The sequence below is a fragment of the Desulfogranum marinum genome (assembly GCF_016918565.1).
Taxonomy (GTDB): Bacteria; Desulfobacterota; Desulfobulbia; order Desulfobulbales; family Desulfobulbaceae; genus Desulfogranum; species Desulfogranum marinum.
In genome coordinates this window covers 209,074-226,659 of sequence record NZ_JAFFQD010000002.1, presented here as the reverse complement: position 1 = coordinate 226,659, position 17,586 = coordinate 209,074, and the positions used below count along the sequence as shown (strand labels likewise).

At 44.3% G+C, this 17,586-nt stretch carries 16 protein-coding genes; 5 read left to right on the top strand and 11 right to left on the bottom strand.

Going from position 1 to position 17,586, the window contains the following annotated elements; genetic code table 11:
• Window positions 1-295: 295 nt before the first annotated feature.
• The 4 genes from JWH17_RS02860 (at window position 296) to JWH17_RS02845 (ending at window position 4,991) form a co-directional block, all read left to right on the top strand.
• Window positions 296-1,993 carry a LysM peptidoglycan-binding domain-containing protein gene (locus tag JWH17_RS02860; protein ID WP_205221044.1) on the top strand — a complete coding sequence of 566 codons (1,698 nt, stop codon included), beginning with the start codon at window positions 296-298 and terminating at the stop codon, window positions 1,991-1,993.
• Between the two features lie 281 nt (window positions 1,994-2,274).
• Window positions 2,275-3,471, top strand: coding sequence for a TraB/GumN family protein (locus JWH17_RS02855; protein WP_205221043.1), 1,197 nt, complete (start codon window positions 2,275-2,277; stop codon window positions 3,469-3,471).
• 71 nt (window positions 3,472-3,542) lie between these two features.
• Window positions 3,543-3,866, top strand: a complete 324-nt coding sequence (gene yhbY / locus JWH17_RS02850) for a ribosome assembly RNA-binding protein YhbY (RefSeq protein ID WP_205221042.1) — start codon at window positions 3,543-3,545, stop codon at window positions 3,864-3,866.
• A 582-nt stretch (window positions 3,867-4,448) separates the two neighbouring features.
• Window positions 4,449-4,991 carry a DUF2058 domain-containing protein gene (locus tag JWH17_RS02845; RefSeq protein ID WP_205221041.1) on the top strand — a complete coding sequence of 181 codons (543 nt, stop codon included), beginning with the start codon at window positions 4,449-4,451 and terminating at the stop codon, window positions 4,989-4,991.
• A gap of 169 nt (window positions 4,992-5,160) precedes the next feature.
• Here the strand turns inward: JWH17_RS02845 and JWH17_RS02840 are convergent, their stop codons facing one another.
• Together JWH17_RS02840 and JWH17_RS02835 are read right to left on the bottom strand one after the other, a co-directional pair.
• Window positions 5,161-5,601: a gamma-glutamylcyclotransferase family protein gene (locus tag JWH17_RS02840; RefSeq protein ID WP_205221040.1), complete on the bottom strand. Its 441-nt coding sequence runs from the start codon at window positions 5,599-5,601 to the stop codon at window positions 5,161-5,163.
• 283 nt (window positions 5,602-5,884) lie between these two features.
• Window positions 5,885-6,625 carry a dienelactone hydrolase family protein gene (locus JWH17_RS02835; RefSeq protein WP_205221039.1) on the bottom strand — a complete coding sequence of 247 codons (741 nt, stop codon included), beginning with the start codon at window positions 6,623-6,625 and terminating at the stop codon, window positions 5,885-5,887.
• A 666-nt stretch (window positions 6,626-7,291) separates the two neighbouring features.
• On the opposite strand from JWH17_RS02835, the gene glyA reads away from it, so the two are divergent.
• The gene (gene glyA / locus JWH17_RS02830; protein WP_205221038.1) at window positions 7,292-8,548 is read left to right on the top strand and encodes a serine hydroxymethyltransferase; all 1,257 of its coding nucleotides are present in this window, start codon (window positions 7,292-7,294) and stop codon (window positions 8,546-8,548) included.
• Window positions 8,549-8,636: 88 nt separating this feature from the next.
• Here the strand turns inward: glyA and JWH17_RS02825 are convergent, their stop codons facing one another.
• From JWH17_RS02825 to nuoH, 9 genes are all read right to left on the bottom strand, one after another.
• Window positions 8,637-10,055, bottom strand: coding sequence for an NADH-quinone oxidoreductase subunit N (locus JWH17_RS02825; RefSeq protein WP_232370844.1), 1,419 nt, complete (start codon window positions 10,053-10,055; stop codon window positions 8,637-8,639).
• Window positions 10,056-10,140: 85 nt separating this feature from the next.
• On the bottom strand, window positions 10,141-11,652 hold the full coding sequence (locus tag JWH17_RS02820) for a complex I subunit 4 family protein (protein ID WP_205221037.1): 1,512 nt from the start codon (window positions 11,650-11,652) through the stop codon (window positions 10,141-10,143).
• 13 nt (window positions 11,653-11,665) lie between these two features.
• Window positions 11,666-13,456 carry a Na(+)/H(+) antiporter subunit D gene (locus JWH17_RS02815; RefSeq protein ID WP_205221036.1) on the bottom strand — a complete coding sequence of 597 codons (1,791 nt, stop codon included), beginning with the start codon at window positions 13,454-13,456 and terminating at the stop codon, window positions 11,666-11,668.
• Window positions 13,453-13,734 (bottom strand): hypothetical protein, encoded by a 282-nt coding sequence (locus JWH17_RS02810; protein WP_205221035.1) that lies wholly within the window; start codon window positions 13,732-13,734, stop codon window positions 13,453-13,455. The genes JWH17_RS02815 and JWH17_RS02810 overlap by 4 nt, the downstream gene beginning before the upstream one ends.
• A complete protein-coding gene (locus tag JWH17_RS02805; protein ID WP_205221034.1) occupies window positions 13,731-15,224 on the bottom strand; it encodes a monovalent cation/H+ antiporter subunit D family protein in 1,494 nt (497 codons plus the stop codon). The genes JWH17_RS02810 and JWH17_RS02805 overlap by 4 nt, the downstream gene beginning before the upstream one ends.
• Window positions 15,225-15,240: 16 nt before the next feature.
• Window positions 15,241-15,567 (bottom strand): NADH-quinone oxidoreductase subunit NuoK, encoded by a 327-nt coding sequence (nuoK, locus tag JWH17_RS02800; RefSeq protein ID WP_205221033.1) that lies wholly within the window; start codon window positions 15,565-15,567, stop codon window positions 15,241-15,243.
• Window positions 15,568-15,570: 3 nt separating this feature from the next.
• A complete protein-coding gene (locus tag JWH17_RS02795) occupies window positions 15,571-16,131 on the bottom strand; it encodes an NADH-quinone oxidoreductase subunit J family protein (RefSeq protein ID WP_205221032.1) in 561 nt (186 codons plus the stop codon).
• Complete coding sequence (locus tag JWH17_RS02790; RefSeq protein ID WP_205221031.1) at window positions 16,131-16,571, bottom strand: 4Fe-4S binding protein; 441 nt, start codon at window positions 16,569-16,571, stop codon at window positions 16,131-16,133. Before JWH17_RS02790 ends, JWH17_RS02795 begins: the two co-directional genes overlap by 1 nt.
• A gap of 2 nt (window positions 16,572-16,573) precedes the next feature.
• Complete coding sequence (gene nuoH / locus JWH17_RS02785; protein WP_205221030.1) at window positions 16,574-17,566, bottom strand: NADH-quinone oxidoreductase subunit NuoH; 993 nt, start codon at window positions 17,564-17,566, stop codon at window positions 16,574-16,576.
• Between the last annotated feature and the right edge of the window lie 20 nt (window positions 17,567-17,586).

Sequence of the window (17,586 nt, the reverse complement as noted above, 5' to 3'; positions counted from 1 at the left end):
CCACATAACAGTTAATCAACAAAAAAAGTGATTGAAAGAGAAGGGCCGGCCCGGCATAGGCAAAATATACGCAAGGAGATACATCGTAGCATACCGCTCTTGTGTAAAAAATGTCGTTTAAGATTTGCGTCAGGCGAAAAACAGTGGCTAACCACAAGATTTTCCTTGTAAAACGCCCTTAAACAATGGTAATAAAATCGCAATTGTGTCAATTTTGGCCCAATCATACCGCTGATGAAAAATAAAACAATATGATTCCAAAGCAATATCAGCATATCTTCACATATTAAATTTCATGACCCTACCCAACAGAGTTGTCACCCACTACCTTTTTCCTATCTGTATTTTTCTTCTTTCAGCGTGTTCTTCACTCAGCCCTCTCCACAATGCTGACTCCCGTCAATCAGGCGTTCATAACCAGGAAGACACCGGTGCACCGACAGCAGAAGAAATGTCTTACCTGGAAATAGAGCCGGAACAACAGCTTGCAGAAGAACTTGCCGCCCTCGAAAAAACAGGCGCATGGGAGCCGGGCAAGCTGGACAACACACCACAACCTGTGAACGAAGTCACCTTCGACTTTCCTATTACAATTAATAAACAGGTGCAGTTTTACCTCGATCAATTCCAGGGCAAACAAAGGCGTCACTTCAGCAGGTGGCTTGCGCGGTCCACACAATACCAGGACGACATAGAGACTGAACTACAAAAAGCTGGTTTGCCGCTTGACCTGGTGTACCTGGCCATGATCGAATCAGGCTTCAACCCTTCTGCTTACTCCTATGCTCATGCTGCGGGTTTATGGCAGTTTATTCGCGGTACAGGTAGAAATTATGGATTGCGTATTGATACCTGGGTAGATGAGCGCAGAGAACCCAAAAAATCTACCCAGGCAGCTATAAAATACCTCTCTTTTCTCCATAAAGAATTTGGCGACTGGTATTTGGCAGTAGCAGCCTATAACGCAGGTGAAGGGAAGATCGGCAGGGCGATCAAAAAATATAAAACCAGGGATTTCTGGCAACTTGCCAGTCACCGATACCTTGCACTAGAGACCAAGCGATATGTACCTAAACTCATCGCAGCAATCATCATAGCCAGAGAACCGGCAAAGTACGGTTTTACCGACATCCCCTATAAGAAACCGGTACAGTACGATACTATCGAACTCCCTCCTGCCACCGACCTCGCCGCAGTGGCGGTTACAGCTGCAACCAGTGTGGAAAAGCTACGCAAGCTTAATAATGAGCTACGAAAAAACCAAACCCCTCCAGGTAAAAAAGAGTATCTGCTGCGAATACCTGAAGGATCAAAAGAACTGGTTGCCCAAAACCTTAATCGACTCCACCCAGTGATCACTACCGCCTACAAAACGCATAAAGTAGGTAAAGGGGACACAATTACCGGGGTATGTAGAAAATACAAAATCAATAAAACCATATTGCTCAAGGCCAACGACCTGAGAACAGCCTCTTTAAAGCGCGGGCAACGTCTCCGTATCCCTTACAGGACAACAAAATATGTATTGCTCGCTAAAGGGGAAACCCCGGAAAGCCGCTTCGCATCTGCAGGTAAAGACGGCGAGATGATTCTCCACACCTTAAAACGTGGCGAGACCCTTTCTAAAATTGCCAAACAGTATGACGTCCCTGTTTCGGTTATCATGCAATGGAATGATATAAAAAATGTGCGTAAGATACGCGCCGGCCATCATCTCGCCCTCTTTCTTGATAATGGTGTGAACTCTTTTACCAACTCTATGGCGTTAACAAATCAGCTGAAAAAAGGCAGTATCGTCACCCTTAACGACCAAAAAAAATGGCCCGGCAGTAACGCAGAGGGCAACCGCATCTGGTACAAAGTTCAAAACGGTGACTCTCTCTGGACCATTGCTAAAAAGTTTCAGGTTTCAGCAAGGCAGTTGCGGCAATGGAATAATCTTGCCAACAACCTGATTCACCCGGGAACCAAGTTGGTCATTAAAAATGGGTAACTATTTCTCAAGGGTACCTTGAATTATCAGCAAACGCATATAATTCATTGCGGAGTCTAAGGCGTTCCTCCGTGGATATTTTTTTGACATAACGCCAAGCTTGACTGAAAAGCTATTATTCAAAATGCCTCTACTTTCAATAGCATCAACATTGCATTCCGTGCAGATCATCTTATAGTGTGGGCTGCACGTATAATGCTGCCTGTTTATATTTTTTGCGAACCAACTTGGCTCCCTTGCGCAGTGACAGCCTGCTACAAATCCTTTCCACGCCGGACTCAATGACTACACAAAACTTTCCCAGTGGTGATTACCCTGATGATGTCACCATTCTTCATGTTGGAGAAAAGACCGTCCTCCTTGTAGGGACAGCTCACATTTCCCAACAATCTGCAGATCTAGTCAAACAGATTATTGAAACAGAAACCCCAGACACCGTCTGTATTGAACTCGATGAAAAAAGGTACGCCGCACTTTCCAAAAAACAGCGTTGGGAGAACCTTGACCTAAAACAAGTTGTGCGAAAGAGACAATTATCCACTCTCTTGGTCAACTTGATACTTTCGTCATATCAAAAAAAACTCGGCGGCAAGATGGGCGTCATGCCTGGAACCGAACTGCTCACAGCAGCAAAAGCCGCTGAAGAATCGGCGATACCTGTCGCTCTCTGCGATAGAAGCATCCGCGTAACACTACGCCGAGCATGGCATGCCACCTCCTTTTTTAAAAAAAGTTATTTATTTTCGACCCTTCTGGCCAGCCTCTTTGATAAAACGGAACTTGATGAAGATAAACTGAAAGAACTGAGAAAAAAAGACGTCCTTTCCGAATTAATGGATGAACTTGGACAAACCTTCCCCGACACCAAGCGAGCACTTATTGATGAGCGTGATATTTTCATGTCCGAAAAAATTAAGGACGCTATCGGCAACCGAATCGTTGCAGTGGTGGGCGCTGGACATGTCGCTGGAATAGTTAAAACTATTCAAGAAGACAATAGTCATATAATGGAAGAAATAAATACCATCCCGCCAGTTTCCAAAATATGGAAATTTATAGGTTGGTCTATTCCAATGCTCATTATACTTTCCATACTTCTGATTGGCTTCAAACAGGGCGCAGGTGAAGCCAGCGCCAATGCGCTTTATTGGGTGCTGGCCAATGGTATCCCTTCTTCAATCGGTGCTCTTTTAGCCTTTGCCCATCCTGCAACCATTTTTTCAGCCTTTGCGGCAGCTCCCATAACCAGCCTCACCCCAGTGATTGGTGCCGGCTATGTCTGTGCCTTTGTTCAAATAATGACCAAGCCACCGGTGGTAAAAGAGTTTGAATGTGTCGGCGAAGATATCTCCTCTTTAACGGGATGGTGGAAAAACAAACTGCTACGAGTCTTTCTGGTTTTCATTCTTACCGGCGTTGGCTCAAGTATTGGTACTTGGGTTGGAGGATACCGTATCGTCAGCAATCTCTTGAGTTAAAAAGAATCCAGGCAAAACATAGTCCCGTTTTTTACAACATTTATTAAGTTTTACTTTTATATTAAATAACTATGAGTGATAACGATCCTAAGCAATCCACATTAAATGTCAGGCAACGAAAAGCATTACGTGGTCTTGGCCATCATCTTGAACCTATTGTTTATGTCGGCAAGGAAGGTATTTCAGCCACTCTCATTCAAGCTGCTAAAAGTGCTTTACAGGCCCATGAGTTAATAAAGATTAAACTTGGCCAAAATTGCCCACTGCCCAAAAAGGAAGCGGCAGAGGCGCTTGCCGAATCGACCCAAGCGGATCTGGTCCAGCTTATTGGAAAAATGGTACTTCTTTTCAGGCCTAATCCGGAGTTACCGTTAGAGAAAAAAATTAAAATCTGACAACCTTCATATATATCCTTCTAATCCAACGACTCTGTTGATATGATTTGGTCCTTTGAATTATTCTCCAGACAAGCACTTTTTATAACTATTCAGCAGCACTCCTACTCTCCACGACCTGCCCGTGCAGCATACGGATCTATAGCTAATCGGTCAGCTTGTGAACATTTGGAGCACTGCTGAACAGTTACGGTTCAGGGTAGATGGACAGTTTTTAAATTATTCACTGAAATGGTTACCACTTTTTTTATAGCCTTCCCTCCCTGCTACTCCAATTATCGGTCACGTAGATTTTTTTTGTCAACTGCACTTAAGGAAAAATGAGTTATGTGCGTGTTACTTTTCATAGGTGCTGAGCAACCTACTTCTTAAGGTTATCTTGAAAAATGGCTAATTCACCCAAACTCCTAGTTGCATCCAAAATTTTATCCTCGGAGGTAAGCGCAGACTCCGGTATCACTTATATGCCTGTGGTAGAATTTTGGATGCGCCTCGAACCTGAATGAATTTTCTGATTTTTCAAAACACCCTCGAAATCATAAAATCGTAAATTGTAAAAAAACAGTAATCGAGGCAATCAACATGGGCAGCACATTATTTGATCAGCTGAAAAAGACGGGCTTGGTCGATGCAAAAAAGGCCAAACAAGTAAAAAAAGAAAAGCACCAGCAGAGTAAGCAAAAAAAAGGGAAAAATGTAACCAAAGAGACAAAGAGTCAACAAGTTGCTAAAAAATCACAAGCTGAAAAAACGGCCAGGGATCGGGCACTCAATCAACAGCAAAAGCTAGCTGCTGAACAGAAAGCGATCACAGCACAAATTGCTCAACTCATACAACAGAACAAAATCAAGGAAAAGGAAGGAGAAATACGTTACCATTTCAGTGATGGGAACAAAGTGCAGCGTTTGTATGTTTCTGAAGCTGTGCAGAAACAATTAATCAGTGGCCAGCTGGTTATCGTCAAAATGAACCAAAAATACGAATTGGTCCCCACTGCTGTCGGGGAAAAGATTAAAGCCCGTGATCCGAAGTGCGTTATATCTATACCTAACAGCACTGAAAAGACAACTTCCGAAGAGGATCCTTATGCCCAATATCAGGTGCCGGATGACTTGATGTGGTAAGAGTGCAGTATAACGCCTCACCCAATGATAGGTCTCTTTAGGTATCTCAGTTTTCCAGAAAAGCTGCAAATACTGCAGCAGGGCCAGGCATCCAACACAAAAAAAAAAGCCACCCTTTAATAGATAAAAGAGTGGCTTGAAGCTTAACCGGTGCAGACGATACGTCTTCTTAAAGATCTCCCCTATCAAAGAGATCCCGGCGATCCTCCACAAACCAATTGATAAAACGCTCTAGCCCATTCTGCATGAAACGATCAAAATCCCACGGATCTGTGGATAAAAGATTAAGATATTCGTTTTTAAAGGCATATGCCCAAGCATCCTGAACAGTACCATCAGGCAGGGTTATGGGCACAACGAGTCGTTCATACTTATCACCTTCAAAGGCATCCAGTTGAACAAATGCTTCTTCGTCGATTCCCCAATACAATTTGCCGAAGACAGCCCCACCATCTTCAACCCTGATACCTGGGTACTCTGTTTTTTCAACACGGTATCTGGCCCAGTCATGCAATATTGCTTCCGTTCCATCATATGCTGTACCTGTAACCGCTTTCATGACAAGAGGTGATTGTAAAGTGCCGTAGCAAAAAAGTGCTTCTTTTCCCATATCGGTTCTTACCAGTTATACAGATCGAGCGTTTCCGCTTCTCATGGTTTGTTGGATAAAATAATAAATTGAATTACTATTTCTCTTTGCCTCTGTTTCGATATCTCTTGCACACAGATTCAATAGTGATGATTTAAACTGTTTAACATAACGCAACTCGTCATATTTTCCAAGTGAGATAACAAAAAAAACCTCGATATCCTCCTCACAAAGCAATACACAACAAACAATTCAAGAACTCACCAAAAACACTATTTCACGAATCGATATCCAACCTGTCGTCTCAGTTGCTTCGCAAATTTTGGTCTAAGAACAATGTAAATCTTTGCCATGATTTCAAATCCGCGTCCTCACGATAACGGTCGGACCCAAATACTGTAAAAGCATGGGGAGCCCCGCTGTAGGTTATCATCTCGTGTTTGACGCCTTCCTCTTCAAGGGTTTGAGCAAGCTCTGCAAAATCATCCATGCTTACTGCTTTATCTGCGGTACCGTGAAGGACGAGAATTTCACTTTTAACCTTAGAATAATCCTGGCCGTCAGGTGTTGCTAACCCGCCGTGAAAAGTAACAAAGCCTTTAAAATCCGCACCAAACCTGGCGAACTCAAGAACAGCAGCACCGCCAAAACAATACCCAGCCACTACTGCATTGTCGACATTAGCTCCGAGTTGTTTTGCAGCAGCCAAACCACCATTGAGTAGAGTTCGCATACGCTTGCGGTCACTATAAAGAGCCTGGGTAAGTTTTCTTTTTTCGGCTACAGCAGTTGGTCGGACATCCTTGCCGAATAAATCTATAGCGAAGACAGCATAACCTAATTCGTTGAGCATGGAAGCACGTCGTTTTTCGTAGTCGGTGACACCATCCCAATCATGAACGAGTAGAACCAGTGGTTGACTTGATTGCTGAGTAATAAAATACCCTTCAAAAGTATCGCCTCCTACCTGGTACTCAACATCGCGTCCATCAGCAAAAGCCAACGAAAAATGAAAAAGGATAAGTATCAACATTAAGTAGCGCATAGAACACCTCCAATTCGTTTGAGAGACATCAGTTTAACATTGCATGCGTCTGAATTCTACAACTCTTGGAGTCGGGCGGACTGGTCCCTTTTTCCTCAACTCGCAGTTATTGCAGAAAAAATTACTTAATCCGACAGGCTACCAGGCTATCCTGAATAATTGCCATTTAGCCGGATCTTCCGGAATGTTGCGCTTCCCCCGTTATTCTCAAACGTTTATCTTAAGGAGTAAGCGTAAGACTACGTATATGCTTATGGTAAAATTAATCACATACCTTGACTTGGAAATGAATTGCTAACAATTAAGATACCCTCTCCTGCCAAGAAATTAGTTATCAGAAAAATAAAAGCAATGATGGACCGCAGAATTTATCCTATTTTCCATTTTCATGTGTGGCTGTACTCTCTCAAATATGCGAAGAAAATGGGCCTTTGCAAAAGGTATTTTCTACGGTAAAAGATAGGCGAGGTTATTATGTGACCAATGTATCAGCCAGGCTATTTTACTTTTCAATCCTCATGCCGGTACAGTAGCGGTCTGCAAACATGTAACCTTCCTGCACACTCATTTTAGGACAATACAGTAACGACAAGCTACAAAAGCTATTGCCTATAGATTTAAAAGAATCGCAATCTTTTTCGGAACACCGAAAAACAAGGAGAAAAAATGGAAAACCTACAACAAAATGACGTTGAAATATATGAGCTTATCCGCCTGGAGGAACTACGACAGGCTCAGAAAATAAGGATGATTGCCTCAGAAAACTATGTCTCTTCAGCGGTAATGGAGGCAACCGGTTCTATATTTACCAATAAATATTCAGAAGGTTACTCCGGGAAACGGTATTACGAAGGTCAACAATATGTGGACCAGATTGAAGATCTCGCTATTAAACGTGCTAAAGAGCTGTTTGGTGCTGAGCATGTTAATGTGCAGCCCTATTCCGGTTCCCCTGCCAACTTGGCTGTCTACCTTGCTTTTCTGAAACCAGGAGACACTATTCTCGGTATGGCCCTTCCCCATGGTGGTCACTTGACCCATGGGTCAAAGGTCTCTATTTCTGGAAAATACTTCCACGCCGAATCCTATAGTCTGGATCAAGGTACAGGTAACCTCGATTACGAGGCTATTAGAAACAAGGCCAAAGCATGCATGCCGAAAATTCTCATTGCCGGGCATTCTGCGTATTCCAGGATACCTGACTTTCAAGAATTCAGGAAAATCGCTGATGAGGTTGGTGCATTGTTACTGGTCGACATGGCTCACTTTGCAGGATTGGTAGCAGGTGGAGCACATCCTTCACCTATTCCCTTTGCAGATGTAGTCACAACTACAACGCATAAATCGCTACGTGGCCCAAGGGGAGCGATGATCATGTGTAAAAAGGAGCATGCACAGGCAATAGACAAGGCAGTTTTTCCTGGTATACAAGGTGGTCCGCACAACAACACCACTGCGGCAATAGCAGTTGCCTTAAAAGAAGCGTCAACAGATAGTTTTAAAAACTATGCCGCACAAATTGTTGCCAATGCTAAAACGCTGGCATCGACCTTAATTGACAAAGGCTTTCACCTGGTCACTGGTGGCACTGAAAATCACCTGTTATTGATAGATTTGACCAACAAAGGGGTAACAGGCAAGGTTGCTGCTAAAGCTCTTGATGCGGCAGGGATAGTGCTAAACTACAACTCCGTACCATTTGATACGCGTAAACCTTTCGACCCCAGCGGTGTACGCTTAGGAACATCGGCTGTCACCTCGCGAGGATTTAGCGAAAAAGAAATGGTGCAAACAGGAGAATGGATTAACGCTATTGTTGCTGATCCTGAAAACATCAACCTCCAACAAGATATTGCAGCCCAAGTTGCCACACTCTGTTCAAAGTTCCCTGCTCCGGGCCTCGAGCATTTAAGCAATAAATAATCTATACTGAGTAAACAACAAAAAAAAAGAGGTCACCATCAGGTAACCTCTTTTTTTTATACTTCCGAAGCAACAGTTGCTCATTCCCTTACATAATAGTCTGAACAATACTCCCGGCAGTTTCTATAAGTTTTGCGGGAAGTGCCCCCATCAACATGATCATCAGCACAAGACCTATACCGATCATTTTTACTATTGGTTCTACATTTACATTTGTTTCATCTACCGGGTCGTCGGTATAGGCAACTTTGACAACCGAAAGATAATAGTAGATGGCAATAGCGGTGTTGATTGCAGCCAATATAACAACTATGAGATGTCCTTGTTGCAGGGCTGAGGTGAGCAGGAAAAACTTGCCCATAAACCCAACAAAAGGCGGTATACCAGCCAAGGCAAAAAGACTGACAGCAAGTACAATAGCAAGAAGCGGTTGACGTTTATGAAGCCCTGCTAAGTCTGCGATAGCGAGATTTTCTCCATCACGGGAAACCTGACAAATAACGAGGAAACAAGCAAGATTCATCAGCACATATCCTGCTATATAGTAAACAGCCAAGCCATACCCATCCGCCCCCATGGAAAGTAACCCCAGCATGATAAATCCAGCATGAGAGATACCGGAAAACCCTAGCATTCTTTTTATATCTGTCTGTACCAAGGCGCTCAAGTTGCCATAGAACATAGAGCAAACAGCTATAACAGAAAACAGTTGGACAAGAAAATCAGGTTGACCTGTGGGCAGGGTCATAAAACGAATTAAAAGCGCAACTGCCGCGAGTTTAGGAACAGTGGCAATAAAACCGGTCGTTTCATTGCTCGCCCCTTGGTAAATATCCGGCACCCAAAAATGGAGAGGAAAAACACCTAGTTTATAGAAAAATCCAGCCAACACTAAAAGCACGGCGATGAGCACAGCAGGCTGACTTGCTATGGTTTGCAAAGCAGGTACTATATCTACCAGGTAGGTTGATCCGGTAAGGCCAAAAAGGTAACTCATTCCATAAAGGAGGAACCCTGTAGCCATAACGCCGAAAAGAATATATTTAATGCCTGCCTCCATCTGAACCCTGACACCGGTCCGATCGTCACGAAGAGGTACCAACAGATAAAGAGCAAAAGAAGAAAGTTCAAGCGAAATAAAGATAGCAATGAGTTCGACCGAGCTAACAAGCATCATCAGTCCGAGTACACTCAGCAACAAAAACATGGTGTATTCGGGCCGTACCTCGTCGCTGATTCCTTTAAGGTGCTGACCGAAAATAACAACAATGAAAAAGGCGAAACTGATCAACAACTTGAACATCTGGGAATAGCTGTCGACAGCGTAAGCTCCATAGAACAAGCTAGTCTGCTGGGAAAGGGTCAGGCAAACGGTAATAAAAACAAGCAGACCGATAACCATGCCGCTCAATCGTTGCAGCCTTATATCAGGGGTTTTAAAAAGGCTGACGACAAAATAAAAGAGTGCGCCTGCTGTCAGCACAAGTTCAGGTAAAATAGCCATCATAAAAAAGCCTTACTTGATTGTTCATCTACGTTGTCCAGCATTATTTCAGGACTGGAGGTAAATTTCTGCATTTTATCTTGTTAGATTACAAATTGACCAGCGCAACACTCTGCTGCTGCCACTGCTGCAATTGATCAAGCAAATTAGCAACAGATGGATGGATAAGGTCAATAAACGGTTGCGGCCCTAGACCGATCCAGAAGACAAAAGCAAGAAAAGGTGCCAGTATGATTATCTCTCGTGGGCAAAGATCAGTGAGATACGACTGATCAGGATTATCAGTTCCCCCCCAAACAATTTTCTGCAGCATGCGAAGCATATATGCAGCAGCAAGTACAGCGCCTGGAATTGCAGCTAAAGCAAGTACTATATTGAACTCAAAGGTACCGGCTAAAACCAGAAATTCGCCTATAAAGGAATTCGTTCCAGGAAACGCAAACGAGGAGAGTGAGAAAAAGACGAGAAAGGTAACATACCATGGCATAAACCGCCCTACTCCGCTTGCCAGCTTGAGTTCTCGACTATGGGTTCGCTCATAGATCATGCCGACACAAAGAAACAGAGCACCGGTGGTGACGCCATGGTTGATCATCTGCATAATTGCCCCCTCAACACCCTTGGTATTGAGAACAAAAATACCTAAAGTCACAAATCCCATATGGCCGACAGAAGAGTAGGCAATCAACTTTTTCATATCATGCTGAGCGAGGGCAGTGAATCCACCGTACAGTATCCCGGCAATGGAGAGCCATAGAATATACGGAGCAAAGAGAAAAGTTGCTTCCGGTGTAATCGGCAGGCAAAAACGCAACATGCCGTACGTTCCCATTTTCAAGAGTATCGATGCAAGGATAACAGATCCGGCGGTCGGAGCCTCAACGTGGGCAGCAGGTAACCATGTATGAAAAGGGAACATGGGCACTTTGATGGCAAATGCGAGAAAAAAAGCAAGAAACACCAGCGCCTGAAAAAGGGTGGAATAGTTATTCCACATCATATCTGGAATAAAGAAACTACCTGTTTTCAGATATAAGGCTATGATTGCGACTAATAGCAGTACCGAACCGGCCAAGGTATACAGAAAAAACTTGATCGAAGCATAAACTTTACGAGGCCCGCCCCAAACAGCTATCAAGAGGTACATGGGAATAAGCATAAATTCCCAGAGGATATAAAAAAGGACAAAGTCAAGAGCAACAAAAACCCCAACCATGGCTGTTTCCATAATCAGGAGACAAAACATGAAAGGAATAACCCTGGTGGAAATATAGTTCCATGATGCTAGCACACAAAACGGCATAATAAATGTCGTCAAGATAACCAACAAAATGGAGATCCCATCAACTCCAACAACATAGTTGATACTAAGTTGAGGGATCCATGCATAGAGTTCGGCAAACTGGTATTTGGCTGTTGTACTGTCAAATCCTATGAGCAGTGGAATCGAAAAAACCGCTGTCAGCGTAGTAACGACCAAGGTCCATATCTTAGCAAAGGTTTCCTTGGGGTTAACAAGCAGCACCATGGCGCCGGCCAGCGGGAAAAAAATAAGGAAACTGAGCAGAGGAAAGCCCTCTTTAATAAGTAGTACGTCCATTCCCTCCTTCCCCTTAATATAATTGATATAAAATGAATGTTATCACAACAACGGCAGCGAGACTGGTTGCATAAAACAGGACGTATTGAATCTGTCCACTTTGCAGCACTCTCACCTTTCCGCCAAGAGCGCGAACCGAACGAGCCAACCCATCGACAACACCATCAATAGCGTGCCAATCGAACCATGACCAAAATTTACTCAGTGTCATCAAAGAGCGAAGGCCTACAGCCCTATAAGCTTCTCCCCAGGCAGTATCAAACCATTGGATAGGATTCTTGCTCAACCACATGAAGCCACGTCCGAGTTGTCGATACAACCAATCAACATCAAGGCATATTTTATCAACCGGTGTCATCAACCCCTTGAGCAGGAAGAAAACAAGCGCAGCAAAACCAAGGATCTGCAAAGTTTCAGCGAGATGATAAGCAGTAAATGGGTCGTAATCTACAGGATACGGCAGCATGGAGTAAAGAAAGCTGGGAGCAGAACCAACTAGAAAACAGAGTGTAGCACCCAATGCCATGGCAATCATCATATTCCCTGGCGGATCACCGGCGCGTTCCCATGTCTCATCACTGCAATTATTTTTGCCGAAAAAGAGGAAATAAGGCAGTTTCAGGCCATTGTATATAAAGGTGCCTGTGGCACCAAACATCAACAACCAGGAAGTTACGTACAGATGTTCCTCAAAACCTGCAGTAATGATCATTGATTTAGAGACATAGGCTGCAAAATAGGGCGCAGCAGAAATGGACAGGCAACCAATGATGGTGAAAAACAGAGTTACCGGCATTTTTTTGTACAAGCCGCCCAATTCAGTGAATTTGGTTTTACCGGTCATATACAACACAGACCCGGTTCCCATGAAAAGCAAACTTTTGTAGAGGATATGGACTACGGCATGGGCTGTTGCACCATTTATGGCTAGATCGGTTCCAATCCCAACCCCTGCAACCATATATCCGACCTGGGAAACAATGGACCAAGCCAATAGCCGACGGATATCATTTTCCATTACCGCATATATGACACCGTAAAGGGCCATGGCGACACCAAGAACAATAAGTATCTCCATTCCTGCACATGCTCTGGCAAGAGTATAGACGGCTGTTTTGGTGGTAAAAGCACACATGAAGACTGCACCATTAAACGATGCTTCGCTATATGCATCCGGCAACCAAGAGTGCAATGGAACAACAGCTGCGTTCAGGGCAAACCCGATCATAATAAGCCAGGTGTAGAGTTCGGGGTGGGCAACATCCATAAGATCAAAGGAAATATTACCAACTGCCTGGTATCGGAGCATGATTCCGGCAAGCAGAATAATTCCGCCTATGGTGTGGATAAGCAAATAGCGATACCCTATACGCAGACTTTTCTTACCTCGGCGGAACCAAACAAGAAAAACCGAAGCAAAGGCCATCATTTCCCAGAAAAAGAAGAGGCTGAGATAATCCCCGCAGTAGATTGTCCCTAGGGAACCTGCCACATAAAACCAAGCGGCGATGTGTTCTCCTGCCTTATCAACGTGAAGACCATAGAGGGTACCGATGACAGCCATCAGAGCCATGATACAGGCAAAGACGGAAGAGAGTTTATCAACCCGACCAAAAACCAGTTCCCAGTCCATAAAGCGATAGACGCCAAAAGTATCTGAGAGACCGGTGTTGAGCATTACTGCACCCAGAGCCAGTAAAGGGACGAGAAATAGATAGGGTCTGCGCAAGGGCCCACGAACAAAGGGCAATACCAGTGCGCCGGCAATCAGAAGTAATGATGGGTGAATGAAGCTGCTTGTCATTTCTCTTCCTCATTGCTGTTGTCACCTGTGCAACAGTCGTAAAAATCAGTCCGTACTTGAAGCCCGGCACGACCAAGCCATCGCGCCACTACAATGATCACCGCTGCAGCGATGGCCCCAAATATCGACCAGAATGCAGGAATATGTTGTTCAACCCATGAGTGAGCATGACTTGTGTCGACAACCAGAGCAAAGCCGACAACAACAACAAGTATGCCATAGCATACCCCTACCAAAATCTTGAGATGTGTTTGCAAATATTCAATAAATTGTGTCATCCTGTCACCATCTTCACAAATTGCATCATAAAGCCGGGAAAGATACCGATAACTACAGAAACAGTAACCGCGATAAGAATTGGAATCAGCATGCTGAGTGGTGCCTCTTTGATGCCTGTCTCAGGTTCCCCTGCAGGTCTTTTACCAAAGAAAGCCTTATAGGTTACCGGTGCGAAATAACCGACATTGAGCACAGTGGAGGCGATAAGTATAAGAAGTATACCTACTTGATGCGCTTCCATGGAGCCAACAAGGAGATACCACTTGGTAACAAAGCCGGCAACAGGCGGGGCGCCGATCATAGAGAGAGAGGCAACAGCAAACGCACCAAAAGTAAAGGGCATAGTACGACCAAGCCCACTCATTTCTGATATATATTTTTTATGGGAAGCAATGAAAATAGCCCCTGCACAGAAGAAGAGCGTAATCTTGGAAAAAGCATGATTAACAATATGGATTAATCCGCCATCAATGGCATGTGGCGTGAGTAACGCTACCCCGAGGATAATGTAAGACAATTGGCTGACAGTAGAATAAGCAAGCCTGGCTTTCAAATTATCCTTGGACAAGGCAATCACTGATGCGACAATGATAGTAAACCCGACAAAATAGGCGGTGGGTATCCCAAGATTCAGCATATTCATTGTATCGACACCAAATACATACAGCATGGTTCTAGTGGTACAGAATACACCTACTTTAACGACAGCAACCGCATGAAGAAGAGCAGAAACAGGGGTTGGCGCGACCATTGCTCCGGGTAACCAGTGATGAAACGGCATCACGCCGTTTTTGGCAAACCCGAAAATACAGAACACGTAAAGTAACACAACAATCCACCCTTTTGTATCGGCAGGGATAATACCGGTGAATATGTTATGAGGAAAATCAAGATTACCAACCAGTACGTAAATAAGAATCAGCGCAGGCAGCAAAAAGAATTTAGCGGTTGTTGTCAGATAAACAATGTATTTCCTGGCGCCGTCATATGACTCTTTGTCCTGGTGGTGAGCAACAAGAGGATAGGTGCAAACAGATACTATTTCATAAAAGAGATAGAGGGTGAAAAGGTTATCTGATAACGCTACGCCGATGGCTCCAAAAATAGCTAGGGCAAAGCAGGCATTAAATCTGGTCTGATATGGTTCATCATGGGCTCGCATGTAGCCCATCGAGTAAAAAACAGCGATCACCCATAACGAGGAAGCCACCAAAGCAAAGATCATGGAAAAACCATCAGCACGAAGCGTGACCGATAATCCCGGTAAAATCTTAAAAATGGGAAAGACTAGGGTTGATCCGGCTTTTAGGGCAGGGATAAAGGATAGGACAACGATAAAAAGCAGTACCGATGCACTACAGGAAATAGCTTCCCGCAGATTCGGATTGTTTTTCAACGTCATCACCACCAGACTCCCGAAAAGCGGGATAATCACTGCAAGCAGCAGACATGAATTTTCAACAATATTGGTAGTGGAAACAGCGTCCATGGTGTTTTATCTCCGATTACCCCTGTAGATCGCCAAGATCTTCAACATCAATTGATTTATAGTTTCGATAGACAGCGATCACGATACTGATAGCTATTGAAGCTTCTGCCGCTGCTATAGCCATTATGAACAGTGTGAAAATCTGACCAATAGTTGGGTCAGGTGCAAGAAACCGGTTAAAGGCCATGAAATTAGTTGAAGCGGCAGCTAGAATAAACTCCGAAGAGATAAGCATGCCGATAATAGTCCTACGCACAATCAAACCATATACTCCGAATCCAAAGAGTAATGCACCGAGGACTAAGTAGGTTTGTAAACAGTTGTAGAGATTCAGCAGTACCATGTGCTAATTCCTCCCTCTTCGTGCAAGTACCAACGCACCTATAATAGCAAGCAGCAGTACAATGGAAATCAATTCAAATACCATAGAATGTGTGGTGAGCAGTACCTTGCCAACCGCTTCTATATCTCCGCTTGCATTTTCAGGACGAGGGAAAACCTGCCACTGCGTATTCAGTCCCAGTACTGAAAAACCTGCAAAAAAAAGTGCGCCGACGCTGCATCCTAAAGGACCAGCGAGTTTAGATATGTGCTTATTACCAGGAAGATCTTGTTGTTCAGGAGTCGACATCATGATCCCAAAGGCAATTAAAATCGATACAGCACCGACATAAATCAAGAGCTGCATCATTGCCAGAAAAGGGCTGAGTAAAAAGTAATAGACCCCGGCAAGTCCGGTGAAGCAAATAGCAAGTCCGGACACGGCCCGCACTAATCGGTGCGAATTCACCGCAACAAGAGCACCGAAAATAACAAGAGCCACAGTTAGCAAAAATATGATACCGACGATCCCCTCTACGGAAAAAAGAGTTGGATTGGGCGTCGGCGAGAAGACAAGTGGTTGCATCAGTTTTGATCCTCCAATCGCTTGACCAAGTCGATGATGAAATCATCTTTATTAAAACTGACAAGGTTGTATTCCTTGGAAAAACGAAGAGCATTGAATTTACAGCTCTCTACACACGACCCGCACAAACTGCATTTGGTAAAATCAAGTACATATTTGGTAACCGTCTTTTTCTTCTCACCCTCCATTTTCTTTCCGGCAACGGAAATACAGTCGGAGGGGCATGCCCTCTGACAAGCCATGCAGGCGATGCAATTGGGTTTACCAGTTTCCTCATTGGCAATGAGCTCAATATGCCCCCTAAAGCGCTCCGTCATCTCCGGAACTTCATAGGGATAATTCTCAGTCACCACAGGACGAAAAAATTGTCGGGCCGTAATCATCAATCCGGTCACCAGGCTTTTACTGCCGACCAGAATATCACTCCAGTATCCACTCATAATTAAAATACCTTGATGAGTGCTGCGGTAACCAGCACATTGACAAGGGAAAACGGAATAAGAATTTTCCAAGAAAGATTTAACAATCGATAGATCTGTGTTCGAGGGTAGGTCCAGCGGACCCAGATAACGGTAAAAATGAGTACGTAGATCTTCAGCAGGAACCACCAGACTCCTGGGGTTAAACCAAAGGGACAGTCCCAGCCTCCTAAAAACAGTGTTGCAGTGAGACAGGCCCCAACAACAATATTCAGGTATTCGCCCATCATGAACAGACCAAACCCCATGGACCCGTATTCCGTCATATAACCTGCGACGAGCTCACTTTCCGCTTCAGCCATATCAAAAGGAGCACGGTTTGTTTCTGCCAGGGAACAAATAAAAAAGATGATAAAACCTATCCACATATAGAGGAAGTGGCCATTCTCAAATCGAAATATATTCCAGTGCCAAAATCCGCCTTGTTGATCTATTGCAATATCTCGCAGGTTCATGGACCCGGAAATCATAACGATGGATATCACTGTCAGCAGCATTGGAATCTCATACGCAAGATTCTGAGAGACCGCACGAGCCGATGATATGATTGCATATTTATTTCCCGAAGCCCACCCACCAAGCAGAACGGCCATCATTCCGAGCGAGGCCAAAGCAAATATAAGGAGCACGGACAGCTCCATAGCCCGAGCCTGAATATTGCCTGAAAAGGGTATAACAACCATAGAGGTGATGGCAGGGATCATGGCAATAACAGGAGCCACCCGGAAAATAATACCGTCCACCCCCTGAGGTACCATGAGCTGTTTTGTCATCAGCTTGATACCGTCTGCCAACGGCTGCAATAAACCTGCAAAGCCTACTTCCTTGGGGCCGGGACGACGCTGAATACGACCAGCTCCTTTTCGCTCACACCAGCCGAGGTAGGCCGCATTAAGGCCGGCAAAGGCCATTATGCCAACCAAATACAAAATTGGACGCCAGATACTTGTTTCCATAGGTAATTGTAATTGTGCTT